This is a genomic window from Paenibacillus sp. FSL H8-0317 (genome assembly GCF_045040685.1).
Classification (GTDB): domain Bacteria; phylum Bacillota; class Bacilli; order Paenibacillales; family Paenibacillaceae; genus Paenibacillus.
In genome coordinates this window covers 2,694,445-2,709,160 of record NZ_CP150294.1, presented here as the reverse complement: position 1 = coordinate 2,709,160, position 14,716 = coordinate 2,694,445, and the positions used below count along the sequence as shown (strand labels likewise).

General features: G+C 47.8%; 15 protein-coding genes. 2 read left to right on the top strand and 13 right to left on the bottom strand.

What is annotated here, in order from left to right; all coding sequences use genetic code 11:
* Window positions 1-4: 4 nt before the first annotated feature.
* On the bottom strand, window positions 5-382 hold the full coding sequence (locus tag MHB43_RS12735) for a DivIVA domain-containing protein (RefSeq protein WP_017689054.1): 378 nt from the start codon (window positions 380-382) through the stop codon (window positions 5-7).
* A 199-nt stretch (window positions 383-581) separates the two neighbouring features.
* On the opposite strand from MHB43_RS12735, the gene MHB43_RS12730 reads away from it, so the two are divergent.
* Window positions 582-1,148, top strand: a complete 567-nt coding sequence (locus tag MHB43_RS12730) for a TraR/DksA C4-type zinc finger protein (RefSeq protein ID WP_036609176.1) — start codon at window positions 582-584, stop codon at window positions 1,146-1,148.
* A 189-nt stretch (window positions 1,149-1,337) separates the two neighbouring features.
* On the opposite strand, the gene MHB43_RS12725 is transcribed toward MHB43_RS12730, so the two are convergent.
* The 7 genes from MHB43_RS12725 to MHB43_RS12695 all read right to left on the bottom strand — a co-directional run bounded on the left by MHB43_RS12725 (window position 1,338) and on the right by MHB43_RS12695 (window position 7,760).
* Entirely contained in the window at window positions 1,338-2,030 is a 693-nt protein-coding gene (locus MHB43_RS12725; RefSeq protein ID WP_405132059.1) for an ArsR/SmtB family transcription factor, read from the bottom strand.
* A gap of 133 nt (window positions 2,031-2,163) precedes the next feature.
* Window positions 2,164-3,453 carry an MFS transporter gene (locus MHB43_RS12720; RefSeq protein ID WP_221825168.1) on the bottom strand — a complete coding sequence of 430 codons (1,290 nt, stop codon included), beginning with the start codon at window positions 3,451-3,453 and terminating at the stop codon, window positions 2,164-2,166.
* A gap of 260 nt (window positions 3,454-3,713) precedes the next feature.
* The gene (locus MHB43_RS12715) at window positions 3,714-3,989 is read right to left on the bottom strand and encodes a barstar family protein (protein WP_405132058.1); all 276 of its coding nucleotides are present in this window, start codon (window positions 3,987-3,989) and stop codon (window positions 3,714-3,716) included.
* Between the two features lie 14 nt (window positions 3,990-4,003).
* Window positions 4,004-4,444 (bottom strand): ribonuclease, encoded by a 441-nt coding sequence (locus tag MHB43_RS12710; RefSeq protein ID WP_076318556.1) that lies wholly within the window; start codon window positions 4,442-4,444, stop codon window positions 4,004-4,006.
* Between the two features lie 270 nt (window positions 4,445-4,714).
* Window positions 4,715-5,722 carry a Gfo/Idh/MocA family protein gene (locus MHB43_RS12705; RefSeq protein WP_221825171.1) on the bottom strand — a complete coding sequence of 336 codons (1,008 nt, stop codon included), beginning with the start codon at window positions 5,720-5,722 and terminating at the stop codon, window positions 4,715-4,717.
* Between the two features lie 2 nt (window positions 5,723-5,724).
* Window positions 5,725-6,099, bottom strand: a complete 375-nt coding sequence (locus MHB43_RS12700) for a helix-turn-helix transcriptional regulator (RefSeq protein WP_036609188.1) — start codon at window positions 6,097-6,099, stop codon at window positions 5,725-5,727.
* Window positions 6,100-6,611: 512 nt separating this feature from the next.
* Window positions 6,612-7,760, bottom strand: a complete 1,149-nt coding sequence (locus MHB43_RS12695; RefSeq protein WP_221825173.1) for an acyltransferase — start codon at window positions 7,758-7,760, stop codon at window positions 6,612-6,614.
* A 72-nt stretch (window positions 7,761-7,832) separates the two neighbouring features.
* On the opposite strand from MHB43_RS12695, the gene MHB43_RS12690 reads away from it, so the two are divergent.
* Window positions 7,833-8,225, top strand: coding sequence for a DUF202 domain-containing protein (locus tag MHB43_RS12690; RefSeq protein ID WP_339307929.1), 393 nt, complete (start codon window positions 7,833-7,835; stop codon window positions 8,223-8,225).
* A gap of 177 nt (window positions 8,226-8,402) precedes the next feature.
* Here the strand turns inward: MHB43_RS12690 and MHB43_RS12685 are convergent, their stop codons facing one another.
* The 5 genes from MHB43_RS12685 to MHB43_RS12665 form a co-directional block, all read right to left on the bottom strand.
* Entirely contained in the window at window positions 8,403-9,008 is a 606-nt protein-coding gene (locus MHB43_RS12685; RefSeq protein WP_221825175.1) for a general stress protein, read from the bottom strand.
* Between the two features lie 349 nt (window positions 9,009-9,357).
* Window positions 9,358-11,877 carry an ATP-dependent helicase HrpB gene (gene hrpB, locus MHB43_RS12680; protein ID WP_221825178.1) on the bottom strand — a complete coding sequence of 840 codons (2,520 nt, stop codon included), beginning with the start codon at window positions 11,875-11,877 and terminating at the stop codon, window positions 9,358-9,360.
* A gap of 153 nt (window positions 11,878-12,030) precedes the next feature.
* Window positions 12,031-12,837 carry an SDR family NAD(P)-dependent oxidoreductase gene (locus tag MHB43_RS12675; RefSeq protein WP_221825180.1) on the bottom strand — a complete coding sequence of 269 codons (807 nt, stop codon included), beginning with the start codon at window positions 12,835-12,837 and terminating at the stop codon, window positions 12,031-12,033.
* Between the two features lie 183 nt (window positions 12,838-13,020).
* Window positions 13,021-13,863, bottom strand: a complete 843-nt coding sequence (locus MHB43_RS12670; protein ID WP_221825183.1) for a hypothetical protein — start codon at window positions 13,861-13,863, stop codon at window positions 13,021-13,023.
* 10 nt (window positions 13,864-13,873) lie between these two features.
* The gene (locus MHB43_RS12665) at window positions 13,874-14,626 is read right to left on the bottom strand and encodes a vWA domain-containing protein (RefSeq protein ID WP_124114120.1); all 753 of its coding nucleotides are present in this window, start codon (window positions 14,624-14,626) and stop codon (window positions 13,874-13,876) included.
* Between the last annotated feature and the right edge of the window lie 90 nt (window positions 14,627-14,716).

The following is a 14,716-nucleotide window of genomic DNA, read 5'->3' as shown; positions in this document are numbered from 1 at the left end:
GACCTTATTCAGAGAACAGATCCTTTTCGGGACGTGCTCTGATCTTGAGCTGTCGCACACTGTATTCCAGTTGTTTCACAATATCATCCAGCTGTTTGCGATCAATCTTGGTTGGATCTTCCACCGGTTTCGCGGACGACTTGAGATCGCGGATCGTTAACTGCTGTTCTTGCCATTTGTCCATTAGATCTGCAATATTGGCATAGAAACGTTCGTAATCTTTGATGACCAGATCAAGATAAGCATCTACCTCATCCGGATCATAACCACGAAGTTTATAATTAAATTGTTTTTCATGTATCGATAACGCATCTAGCTGCACACCCAATTGTTTGAACAATTGTCTTTGTTTATCCAATCTTCGTTTCATATGTTCATCCATATTGACAACCTCCATTATAAGCCAAGCCGTAGTTCTATTTCCTGGGAAGAACACACGGCAATTTCTCTCTCTATTTTTTATAACACATAATCCGTCAGATATAAAACGATACAGCCCTATTCCTCACGAAAATGATTGCTTTTCTTCCAATTCGGGTAAAGACACACTACACCCCACAACGGGAAAGGAGCATGTCCTTATGAGTACATTAACTAAAGATCAACATCAAATACTGAAAAACGCCCTTTTGGAGCAACGTGAAAACTTGCAGCGTCATTTTGAATCCAGCATGGAAGACGGTGCTCCAGTCGAGTCGCTGAAAGATTCAACCGGTGAGCTGTCCTCCTACGATAATCATCCGGCAGATGCCGGTACAGAAACATTTGAACGCAGCCGTGATCTGGCGATTGACGATACATTAACAGACGAATTCAATCAAGTGAACGACGCATTGGAACGTATGGAACAAGGTACATACGGAACCTGTGTAACGTGCGGAGAAGATATTCCTTTCGAACGACTTGAGGCTATCCCTTATACCGCTTACTGTATTGACGACACACCTAATCGGGAGATCAGCAACGATCGGCCCGTTGAAGAAGAAGTGATGACCATGCCTCCAAGTGGTGCTGGAGAAGGAAGACAGCAGCGAGCGGGCAAGTTCGACAACGCAGATGCCTGGGAAGCAGTTGAAGAATATGGCACATCCAACTCCCCCGCAACCGCAGCCAAACGTGATGTGAAGGGCTACGATGAGAACATGTAACTTCGTTATGAACTGAAACGGTAGGCATCAAAATTAATTGATTCCATAGGCTGCTCCACCATTAGCCTTCCTTATCACGCATTAAAAAGCCGCCATTGGGCGGCTTTTTCTAGTTTTCTCCAAAGCAGCCTCTCACGTTTGCGGTTACTTGCTTCCAGCGATAAGGCTGAACCCATGTATTCCATCCGTTTATTCTTCCGACTCACTACCAGATGATGCAGATTCCTGTCGCTTAGACACAGATCGAGACTTTTTCGTAGTTGCTTTGTCCTTATCAGACGTAGCATTCTTTTTCTCTTTTGCATTTGTCTTAGAAGCAGGTATTTTCACTATAGGTTTGGAGAGAGCAGAGAATAACTGAAAAACCTCCTGTTCCCCTTGTCGATTCTCTTTTGTAGTATAGGGTTCACAGAGTTTTATGATGTTTTTATACAACTGCTCTACTTCCTCACGGGTTGCATACAGCGTGATGTCCGAGAGAAACATCCGATCTTCGTTTTCCGCCTGATGCATGAATCGCTGACGACTTTGTTCGAACATCTCATTTAATAATTTGAGCGTCTCGGATCGAAACACCTGTTTCAATGGAGAGTTTTCCTTATCTTCATCTTCGTGACGGAGATGGATCTCTCCGGTGAATGGTTCGTAGTATTTTGCGATAATCCCATTAATCTCACGTGTGGAAACGATGGTCAGCAGACCGATTTTCTCCAGCTTTTTTACATGATAGTGAACTTTGGCTGGCACCTCACCCATCTGGTCGGCGATCTCTTTGACAGTGGATGGTCTGCCCTGCTTGTTAAACATATTCATAATCTGAATCCGATACGGATCGGAGTAGATTTTAATTTCTTCAATTGTTGAAAGAACCTTGTGCTCCATCCCTGTATCCTCATTTCCGGGGTACCTGTTGTCCATCGATGTCTCTATTATACCGCTGCGTCAGGACTTCGGTCAAAACGAGCCAGAAATGACTTGATACAGAAAATCGGCTAAGGATCACTTCTGAATATCTTCACAGAGCACTTCGAAAACTTTTGCTAAATAACAGCATACCTGCGGACATGGCAAGCATAATACCAGAAACGATAAACAGAACAGGCATGGTCATCCAATCTGCAAGTGCTCCCGAAGCCAGACTCCCAAGGGGTGAAACACTCAAGACGAGCATACCCTGAAGGGCATACACTCTGCCCAGCATCTCCGAAGGGGTAACTTCCATAAGATAGGTGGCCAGCGGTGTTGTAGCCAGCGGAATCCCCATACCCATCAGTAGACAAAAGGCCGCTGCAACCGGCAGTTGGAAGGAAGTCATATAAGCGGGTAGTGCCGTCATCGCATAACTGAGACCCAACATGACAATACCGCTGATGACCAGCACACTTTTACGATAATTCGCTCCCCTTTGTGTCAACCATACACCACTGAGCAGCATGCCTCCCACCATCAGCCCACTAAGCAGACTTAATCCCCCAGCGCCAGCATGCAGCGTTTCAATGACATAGGGTATACGGAGAACATTAAACGGCATCAGGCAGAAATTAACGAAGGCAAACAGGATGGAGACAATTAACAATAAGGCATGTTTACGGAGAAAATGAAAAGCTTCCGCCATTTCGGAGAATATACTACTTTTGTCGGATGGAAGAGAATTTATTTCAATTGATGTTTTATCTTCATTGTTAACAGATGTTAAGGCTTCAGGGTAGCCTACTCGGCTCATAATCAAAGCACTTAGCGCAAACAACCCCGCATCAATCAAGATCGTCCAGGCAATGCCTATTGTAGCAATAAGGGCACCCGCCACTGCAAGTCCTGCGAGTTCGGCCACTCTGGTTGCGGAAGAGGACATGGCATTACCCGAAAGCAGCATCGATTGGGGAAGCAATCGGGGGACACTGGACACTTCCGCAGGACTAGTGAAGCATTCCAGCAAAGAATTCAGAATTGTAATAACAAACAGATGCCAGACTTCAAGTTGGCCCAATCCAAACAGCAGAGCTGTAATCCCCACCAACAACCCGCGACCGGTATTCGTAATCACAATCACTTTTTTGGGAGACATGCGATCAACCAAAGCCCCGGCGAACAGACCCAGAAGGATATTGGGCAAAAAATTCACCGCCAGCAACGTACCCATCAGCACTTTCGAACCGGTTAGAATGTACACCATCCAACTGTAAGCAATCGAGTCAATCGAATCACCAAATCTGGATACAACTTTACTAAGCATAAATTGCATGTACGGTCTGATTCGTATTAACTCACCCATACCTTGCTTGCCAACTGCTGTGTTATCGCTCATCCCTTTTCACTCCTCAACGTTAAAATATTTTTCATGTTAATTTTATTTTAACGTAAGTTATGCAGAAATCAATACCTCCGTGAAAATAATTTTAACGATAAGAAAAAAAAGTAAAATCTGCTCTGCTTTTAGAAGATTCGTAATCAACACAAAGAATTTTTTAACAACCTTTTTGAACAACCTCCTATAACACAAAAAAACAGACCACATGTGGTCTGCTCGGCTTGACGGATTATATTTGAACTGCCTTCATTTGCTGCCTACTTCTCAAGACGCAATTGAAATCCAGCTTGCTCAGCCTGTACCTCCAACATCAAATCACGTACCCGGTCTGCTTCATTCCCCAGGCGTTCTTCGCTGATTTGATAGTTGGTCCATTTCAGCTCAAGTGGAAGTTCAATCGTACCCGTCAGACAATCCCACAATGCATCAAGATTACCGCCATAAAAATCCGGCAGCTTCAGCTTATCCTTTAATTGTTGATGAAGTTCAGTGCTACTCGTAAAGTCTTCTCCATCCAGAATCACGGTATTCATGGCTGCTCCTTCCTCTATTTCAAACGTGTAAATGATGCATAGTGATCTGTCGTTTTGTAGATGAGCCCATCATTGGAGTACACAATTCGATCCGAATTACGGAAGCCGGAAGTATAGTTAATATCCGCTTCGCGCCATGTACGTCCGCTGGCCGAAGGCAGCAGCCCCTCCCGATTGCCAAATGTATCCCCACCGATGCTTTTGCCAGGAGCAACTACAGCCAAGTTTCCTTTTGACGCTACCCAGCCAAGTCCTGTTGCCTGTGATTTGGTAATAAAGTTACATGGCAACGTTCCGTTTGCACTTAAATAGTTTGCTACACCTGTAAACGTATTGATGATGGTACATGTTGCAGCAGATGCCTTCTGCTGTCCGACTGGAGTGAACTGTGAACCTGTGAGGAAAACAAACGTTAACAACAATGCCAGTAATGCGGTGGATATCAACTTTTTCATCAATCCGGCCTCCCGATCCCTCAAAGTAGATGAACGTTGTCACGATATGCGTTCTGCAAGCTGTAACGGTCTAGTTGTATGTTCTGCTAGATTATAGTAAACAAGTCATCTCATGACTATTTATATCACATCATTTTGGTAGAAATATCAAATGAAGACGTTTAATTTGTAAAATATTATAATTGTAACATTTTAAGACAGAAAAAAAAGACTCTCATCCCTGAAGATGGAGTCTACTTTTCTAGTATGTTTAAACTGAGCTGACCTAATCTAATCGATCAATTGCACACGTTGACGAGTTCGAGCCGATTCCAGGCATGCATCAATAACGCGCATGTTTTGAATGGTATTTTCCGGACTAAATGGTAGGGCTTCACCTTCAAGCACAGCCGTTGCAAACGTCTCCACCTGAAGCACATAGGAATTCGACACCGATACACGCTCCTCACGGCTGACCGAATCCGTGTGCACAATAATCTGAGGTGGAATATCACTGTTCTCCCAGCCAAACACTTTTGGCAGTTCAATCCGCCCTTCCGTCCCAAGAATCTCCATCTCCGCTCGTCCTGAAGCCCACATGCCACAGTCAAAAGTTAAAGCTACTGAATTCGGAAATTCTACCAGTCCCGACGCCATCATATCCACGCCATCATGCTCGTCCGAGAATAGAGCGTGTACTGTCACCGCTTCCGGTTCCTGTCCCAGATACATCCGGGCTGCCGAGATCGGATACACGCCAAGATCGAATAATGATCCGCCGCCCATCTCTCTTTTGAACCTTACATTCTCCTTGTCATCAGCGGTATTACAGGTAAAGTTACCATGGATGGCTCTGACGATGCCTATTTCTCCACTAGCTATAATCTCTAGCACACGTCTGTGCTTGGGATGATATCGATACATAATCGCTTCTGCAAAAAGAACACCATGCTGCTCACACGCCTCGATCATTTCTGCCGATTCATCTGCATTCAAGGCAGCAGGTTTCTCACACAACACGTGTTTGCCAGCCTGTGCCGCTTTGATGGTCCATTCTTTGTGCATATGGTTAGGCAAAGGAATATAGACGGCTTCGATGTCCGGATCAGCGATGAGCTCTTCATAACTGCCATACGATCTGGCAATGCCGAGTTCTTCGGCAAGGATTTCCGCCTTTTCTTTGCTGCGGCTGGCAATCGCCAACACCTCACCACGTTCAGACTGCTGGATCGCCGGAATGACTGCATTTTTGGCAATGGTTGACGTACCGAGTACTCCCCACTGTAACTGTCTGTTCATGCTCATCTTCCTTTCGTACCGTAATTGTCCTCTTCTGCCTTGTGTAACATGCCGAGACAACGATCCAGATCCGTTTTGACCTGTTTTTTGTATAACTCAGCTTTTTCCGCACCATCATCTGTAAAATGATATAAAACGATTTCCTGAAAATCGACCTTTGGATCATTGCCTTTAAGTTTCTTTGTCCGATAAAAAACACCTTGCTGTACCAATTCATGCAGTGCCCGATATACCTCGCTCTGGGGTGGTACATAACCGTAGTCTTTGAATTCCTGCTTCATCGCCTCCAGCATCTCGTAACCATACCCCCTGTGCTGTTCAACCATCGTAATCAGATACAGCTTGATAAATGCCCGCTGTGCAATCATAAAAGCCACGTTCATTCCCCTCCTGTCAGAACCTATATATCTAGTATTATAAAACTTATGTTCGTGTTCTGCCATCTTTCTCCGCTTTGCCTCCCTTTTATCTATCTTCAAGGAGGACGAGCAAGAAATCGTGTGAATTCGCGTTAATCTGAGGGAAGCACGGAAAAAGGTTTTCTGTTGTGAATTTTTCAGGTAATGAAATTTTAATTTTTATTCAAAAGAATTAATTTCATAATACCTTTAGCTGCTTCAATCAAGGCTGGATATAGATCGAAACCGTTCAATTTGTCTATATCCAGTTACAGAAATTCATTTTAGTGAGTTATGAAATTAGTTCAAAAATTGTTTATTTCAGGGCTCAGGGAGTCGTGAGATCGAATTTTAATGACAAGAAAGTCTGTGCAAAAGCTGTAAAAGCTGTACTACCTGTGCTTCTGTATCTTGTGATCGTATACTCTCGTACACCTGAACAATCCTGTACAGGTGTGATTTTGTTGTGAATTTTTCATATGTTGATATATTCATCTATTGCGGGCAGGCTTGGGTACAGACCCCACAATCCATTTGCCCCAGCTTACACGCGAGATAAGCCATGTCAGTACACAGGATAATGTAAGAGCCAACAACCAGGTGATGATCATTCGGACGACAGGGTTCCAGCCCATAGCAACGTAAAACAACTCATCTGGAATGTAGCTATACCGCAGCATCAACATATGCATCAGATAACCGCCATACGATACACCACCAATCCATCCCAGCAATCGTGTAGCCCTGAGGTTATGCAGTTTCCCGGCCAGCTGGTACATGACCATAATGGAAGCGATCAGAAAGAGTGCCATATCAGGGCGGATCAAGCTGACTGTGTAAAATGTAATTTTGATTCCTTCCGGCTTCTGAAACTCCAGCATTAATAAATAAGTAAACCGCAGACCCAGAACAATAAACACTGTCCAGTATATCCAGCGCAATCGATGAATCCATTCATTCCAGTGCTGGACGGATAACCCCGCGGCTGCACCTAGCACAAAATAAATAAAAAAATAGAGGAAATTGCGGTCTGCATACGTTGTAAAAGCATCTGTCAGCACCGGTATATTTAGTCGTTCCATGAATTTGGCGATGTTTCTTAATTGATCCGCAAGTACCAGATACACCACACCAGAAATCAATAATGCGATCAAGCGTCCCTTGGCCTCATATCGGTTATATACATAACGAATGGCCCGCAAGAAGAGCGGAAATAACAGATAAAACTGGATCAGCATAATGATGTACCAAAAGTGTGATGTCGTTTTGCCCGTAAGCAACTTCAAGCTTAGATCTGGGATGTCATTCAATCCAAATCCGGTCCAACCACGCGGTGCTAGTGTAAAATAAATGAGTGACCAGATCAGATAAGGCACGATCACGTCGTTTACTCTTTTTCTCATGAACTGGCCATAATTCAGCTTGTCTCCCGTGTTATAAAAAAGCACCATCCCTGTTATGAATATGAATAAAGGAACTGCAAATTTGGAGAGCATCAGCAGTATGGCCAGTAACACCCCATCCTCCAGTCTCGTTTCCGGGACCAGAGAGTAATGTGCGATGGAATGCTGGAGAACCACTGCTCCAAAGGCAATTCCCCTTAAGCTCTCTATTTCTGTAATTCGTTCTTTGCGAGGCATACATTCAGCCATCCTTTCTTGGTTTTGCGATACAAACAAAGTACAATGAAGCCGTATATTTAATGAACGGAGTTGATTCACATTTCTTTCACAGACAAAGATGTAACCACTACCGATTCCAAGTATGTCCAGCAACATCTGGCTAACGAGCGAACTTTTCTGGCCTGGGTACGCACAGGTATTGCCATGGCGGGCATTGGCTTTCTTGCTGCCGGATTTGGTTTCAATTCATCGGCGTATGATCGGCTTGCACATATTGCGGCGATTATTACCGGTATCACTTCTCTGATTGGCGGCATATCCATCATTGTATATTCGGCAGCAGCCTATCATCGGAAGCGTACACAAATCAATGAACAGACGTTTCAGGCATCGACCGGATTAATCCGGTTCCTTACCATGATGCTACTGGTGATTGGACTCGCTTTGGCTGTACTGTTATATGTATTGTTATTCCCTGCTTGACTGGGTAAAAACACCATCCGACATTATTGACACCCACCCATATGCAACACAGGGACAAAAGCCGGCTTCCCTTAAGGAAACCGGCTAATGACCATCTGGTGGATCATATATGTCACTCCATTTTACAGATATTAAGTCATTGGGTTTTATTTCATATCAACCGAATTCGCGGCAAAATTACAGGAATGTATTGTTACCCAATCGCGTTGCCTTGGTTTGGGCTTCCAATCTGCGTTCTTCCATATCCAGATCCGGACGTTCGGCTGGCACATCTCCGCGATGAGCTGCTTCGGCTCTGTCCCGGTTAAGCTGGCTGTTGCCACTGAACACATCGTACACATCGGAGTCCCGATCCGTAGAATCTACGAGCAGCAGGATTTTACCATTCTGTACATACTCCTCATACTGTTTAGCGTCCTCTTCCGGAATACCAAGACCTACCAGTCCACCCACCAGTCCGCCAGCTCCCGCACCTACGGCTGCACCGGTAAATGCTGCTGCAATAGGGCCTGCGGCCAGAATGGGACCTATGCCAGGTATGGCTAGTGCACCGATACCTGCGAGCAGACCGGCTACGCCACCAAGGACACCACCTGTTGCTGCACCAGCAGCCACACCTTCAGGGGCTTTGGTACCTGTCTCTTCCCGAATAGCCTTCAGTTCATCCCGATCCTGTGTAACAACGGAGATTTCGTCTGAAGTGAATCCTTGTGCTTTCAGACCCTCGATAGCCTGCGATGCTTCACGTTCTGTATTAAACACACCTACGATTTTCTTCTGCATAGTGAATTCCTCCTCATATTATTGAGTGGTTCGCTATGTTATTACCCGCCTAAGTTTCTTTTAAACGCTCGCAAGTCAATATACTATGTGTTGATAGCAAATAATTGCTGAGGTTCATTCCTTTTATTCCTCATCATGGTGTGCCTTCAAACTCAGGCATATGATACGTTGTCAGGCATGCTCTACGTTGAAGGACGTGGGCGTCCAAATCATCTTGAAGTCCAGACTGGCTGATCCTGGTGAATTGTCCAGACGATATTCTAAGGAACCGGGGACGGCTTATTAGCCTTTGGGTCTTCATTTTAGTTTATATGGAATCGTTGATGTCTTAAAGAATGAAGTAATTCATCTACTTGCCCCGTGGTTTGGCTCGATTCGTGGCGACCGCTTCAAGTGGATTATCCGGCCAGTAGTGCTTCGGATAACGACCTTTCAGGTCTTTTTTGACGTCAAAGTACGTCTCTCGCCAGAAATTCGCCAAGTCTCGTGTGACCTGTACAGGTCGCTGAGCCGGTGATAATAGGTGGATGGTCAACGGGACTCGCCCACCCGCTATACGCGGTGTCTCCTGTTGTCCAAACATCTCCTGTAATCTTACCGCCAGCGCCGGGTCCTCTGGACGACTGTAGTCCACGGGAATACGAGAACCACTGGGCACCTGTATATGCGTCGGCGCTTCATCGTCCAGTTGTTGTCGTTGCGTCCAGCTCAATCCACCCAGTAATACATCCTGCATCGACAATCTCTTCAGGTCGGCTGCCGATCGCATGCCTATCAGATAAGGGGTAAGATGTTCTGCCAACTCTTCTGTTAGATTATCTTCGATCAGGTCGGGCCACTCAGGTAGATGGAGATGCAGGAACCGCAGCCTGTCCGCAAGTTGTCTGGATGTTTTTGTCCAGGGCAAACAATCAAGCCCTTCCATCCGTATTCCGGTTAACAGTGCTTCCAGCACCTGATCTTCAGGTGGCTGTGCAATACTGCTCTCTTTAATCACAAGGGCTCCAATACGAAGTCTCTTATGTGCGCGAACGCTGCGGGTATTGGAATCCCAGGCCACTTGTACTTCATTGTGCAGCAAGTGCTGCCCTGCCTGCACCAATGTCTGCTCCTGCAGCGGCGCAGCCAGCAGGATGCGAGCATCTGCGCCCTGGTCGTCTGCCTCGGCTGCGACCAGATACGCTGAACGGCTCAGCGATTCTGTCGCTGCGAGCCGTACGCCGCGGCCGCTGCTCAGCAGATAGCGGCCGTCCTCCCGGCGTTGCCCGATCCGGTCCGGATAGGCGAAGGACAGCAGCAATCCGCAGCTGTCCTCATCCGGCCGCACCGGATCGGCCGCCGGGCCGAGCGCCGAGCGCAGCTGGCGGCTCTCCTGGAGCATGCGCCGCACGGCCGCGCCGTCTGCGACAGCCGCGGCCGCTTGAGACATGCCGCTGCTGTCCGCGGTCAGCAGCGCCTCTACGCGCGGGCGGAGGTCCGTGCCCGCGCCTGCACTGCCACTGCTGCGAAGGCCCGCAGGCTCCTGCAGCAGTGCCGCCAGCATGCTGGCGTAGCTGGCCAGCCCAAGCTCCGCTGCGCGGAGCAACATGCTGGCCAGTCGCGGATGCACGCCAAGCGTGTTCATCCGCCGCCCGAAGGGCGTGATGCGGCCTGCGTCGTCCAGGCCGCCCAGCTGGCGCAGCAGCGCCTGTGCCTGGCCGTAGGCGCCGTCAGGCGGGGTGTCCAGCCATTGCAGCTCTGCTGGGGACTGGACACCCCAGACGGCAAGCTCCAGCGCCAGCGGCGCAAGATCCGCGGAGGTGATCTCCGGGCGTGCTGCCTCAGGCAGTCCCCCGTGAACCTCTTCGCTCCATAGCCGATAACACACCCCCGGGGCAATTCGCCCTGCACGCCCCCGCCGTTGATCGGCTGACGCCTTGGACACCGGCAGGGTGACGAGTCGGCTCATGCCGGTGCGCGGCGAGAATGCCGATGCACGACTCAGCCCTGCGTCCACCACAATCTTAACTCCAGCGAGTGTGAGGCTGGATTCCGCAATGGAGGTGGACAACACCACTTTGCGCGCGCCCTCAGGGGCCGGCCGTATGGCCTCATCCTGTTGTTCCACCGGCATACTGCCATACAGGGAATGAACATTCACATGTCCAGGAAGAGATCCATTTGATAACTCCCGTTCTGTACGGTGTATCTCTCTTGCGCCAGGAAGGAAAACAAGCACGTCCCCCTCCTGTTCGGCTAATGCCCTGTTCACCGTCTGAGCCGTGAATTGTTCCAGTGGCATGGCTGTTGGTTTCGGTACATATCGTGTTTCCACCGGAAACGTACGGCCCGGACAATGAATTGATCTTGTGCCTTCACCAAGCAATGCACAGACCGGAACAGGATCAAGGGTTGCCGACATGATCAACAGTTTCAGATCCGGACGTAACATCGCTCGCGATTCCAAGGCCAGAGCCAGACCCAAATCCCCATGTAAATGCCGCTCATGGAATTCATCAAATATAATCATCGCCGTATCCTCAAGACCCTGGTCCTGCTGCAACATCCGGGTCAATACCCCTTCCGTCACAACTTCAATCCGTGTCACCTGACTCACCCGGGTATCCATGCGTACACGATATCCTACCGTCTGCCCCGCCTTTTCCCCTAGCGTAGCCGCCAGTCTCGATGCAGCCGAACGCGCAGCCAACCTTCGGGGTTCCAGCATAATGATTTTCCGTCCCGCGACCCACGGCTCCTCCAGCAAAGCCAGCGGTACAACCGTCGTTTTTCCCGCTCCTGGCTCTGCAATTAACACACCTGTATCTTGATTCCGAAATAACTGTCTTAATTCAGGAATAACCTCTTGTATCGGTAACTCTATATGCATATAATCGCTCCTAATGAATGTACCCTACTGCTCTTCAGTATCTCTATTCGAATGTTAGCATTATAACAAAAAAAGCCGTTCCAGAGGAACGACTATCGCAGACATATCCTAAGACACGACTTAAGTAAAATGGAATTTATCCAGAATGCTCACTTAGCTGAGCAATGATTCGGCACCATCAATGACGATCTCTGCTCCGGTAATATGTCTGGATTCAGACGAAGCGAGGAAGCTTACCAGATCCGCAACATGTTCCGGCTGACCAGGTCCATCTGCAAGTGGCTGCTGGCCTTCCGGGAACTCCATTGGAATAATGATCTGTTGCAGATCATCCGTTTTGACCGTACTTTGATCGATATTGGTCGCAATTGCTCCCGGACAGATCACGTTAACACGTATCTTGAACTTCGCGAGCTCAAGCGCCGCCATCTTCGCAAAAGCAACCTGCCCTGCCTTGGATGTGCTGTACGCCGACATACCAAAGCTTGAGAAGCGTTGATTGCCGTTAATCGAACTTGTAATGATAATGCTGCCGCCACCCCGTTTTTTCAAGTGAGGCAATGCATATTTAACGGTGAAAAATGTGCCATCCAGGTTGGTTGTAATAATCTGCTGCCAATCTTCAACCTGAATCTCTTCAATGGGTGCCGATACCCCATTAATGCCCGCATTGGCAAAAACAATATCCAAACCGCCGAATAACTCAACGGTTTCCAGTACAGCCTTTTCCACACGTGCCGGGTCGGCAATGTCTACATCAAATGCTCTTGCCGCACCAGGGTGCAGCGCATTAATCTCTGCTTCCGTTTCCGAGATCCGATCATTCACCAGATCAAACAATGCAACATGTGCACCCTCTTTAGCCAGCTTGACTGCAGTGGCCTTCCCAATCCCGGAGCCTGCTCCGGTAATAATTGCAACCTTCCCTTGAAACCGTGACTTGCCGTTATGTTGTGTCATTATCCATTCCACTCCTTTGATTTAGCAATTATGTAAGAATGTACGTTCAAGCTCAAAATCAATTCTTCACAAGATTACCCAAAAAGAGTGTCTTTTAAATCAACACCAGCAAGTTTTTTCACCGTTGATCTACACCAACGTCACAGCAACTTCAGGATCAGTCCACAACTTTATAACCGGCACTCACCATTCCAGCTCAATGAAAGCGGCATCATCTTCAAGTCCGCCCGTATGTGTAGCATCCAGCAGTACCTGAATGTGTTCATCCGGGACATAGGCTTGAATGGCATCCAGGTCGTTCAGTCCATCCGTATATAACTGGAGCCGCAGCGAATCGCCTGCTGAACCTTTTGTCTCATAGATGTGCGGCTTGCCACCCACGGGACCATCAAGTGTAGACCAACGCTCATTCGTTTTGCAATGTGCCTGGAACATGTCAGACTGTTCCTGATTATTGCGCCAAAGGCGAATACGTGAATCTCCTTGCCACGCTAACCACACACGGCTTTTGCGTCCTCCTCCCGTGAGCTCAATCCGCCCACAGACATACATGGCCTGGCTCCCACGGCTTCGTTTTTCCATTAATACTTCACGCAGTAACAGAGGGGAACTTTCCAGTGGTTGTAATTTCTCCAGTTGCTCGGATGCAGGAAGGGTCAGATCATGAAGAAGACGTTCCACGGCCTCAACCGTCGGATGCTGCGTCGTTTCCAGCCAATCCAGCAAAGCATTTCCCAGAAACCGTGCTGCAAAGTCGCCCAGATAACTCATGCCTACTCCATCACATAATACAAAATTGCAGACATTCCCATTCATGCGGACCGCAGCAAAATCCTGTCCGGAATCACCCTGATTAACCGTCTCTGCGGCTCTGCCGTAACCATATCTGCACTTGAATGCACCTTGATAACGAGTTAATGGCTGTTCTCCGGTCTGCACACTCACATACCGAAAGTTGCCATGCCGTTGCTCGACATGGCCCCCCTTATCACCAGCAGACAATGTTGCCAATCGTATCGCTCTCATGATTCCCCTCCTATCTAACAGGCGTAGCAGCGGACATCTGGAACCCGATCGATACCAATTCTGCACAGGTACCTGGCAGCATCATGAGTGCACCGGGAGCAAGCAAATAATCAGCTTCAACAAGCATTTCCCGATAACTTTCGGGCAGGACGGATGACATATTCCGCAGCTTCTCTCCATGCTCATCCTGTAGATTCGTTTCCGAAGAGATTCCCTTCCATCTTCGAGGTTCAGCAATTGGCCCATCCAGCAGATGATCCGATATAAAAATATTCTCGACCAACACATTGCCGTCCGGCACACTCATGCCCATGATTCTCTTGGCAATCGGTTCGGGATCTTCACCTGTAGCCACCCCATCGGTCATGTGGCATACAAGTGGCGCAGGACAGTCCTGCATATTCGGAATCTCGGCCTGTAGAATCTTTTCCGCCTGCAGGAAAGCCTTCGCAGAATCTGAAAACCGTCTCGGTGTCAGGTCAGGCAAAGAACCAACTGCAGCAATTTCGTCAATCCCTTTGATTCCGTTCAACAAGTCATATACATCATCACTGTAAGCCAATATGGCTATACGATAGCGCGGTGTCAGACGATTTCCCTTAGTAGACCGAAATACCATTTGCCGGATCGCGAGAGATAAGGCATCATAGACGACGTCAATCCGTCGACGATTTTCCAGAACCATGTTCATGGAGGCGCTAATATCAATTAAATATATAATAAGTGCAGGTGTACGCTGTGATGCTTGAATCGTGTAGTTCATCTAGGATGAGTCACCTCCATCATTCACGTGTTATTTTATAAGAAGTTGTTCAAAAAGTCCTCTTTTGATTACGATGGATGCCTGTAGGCA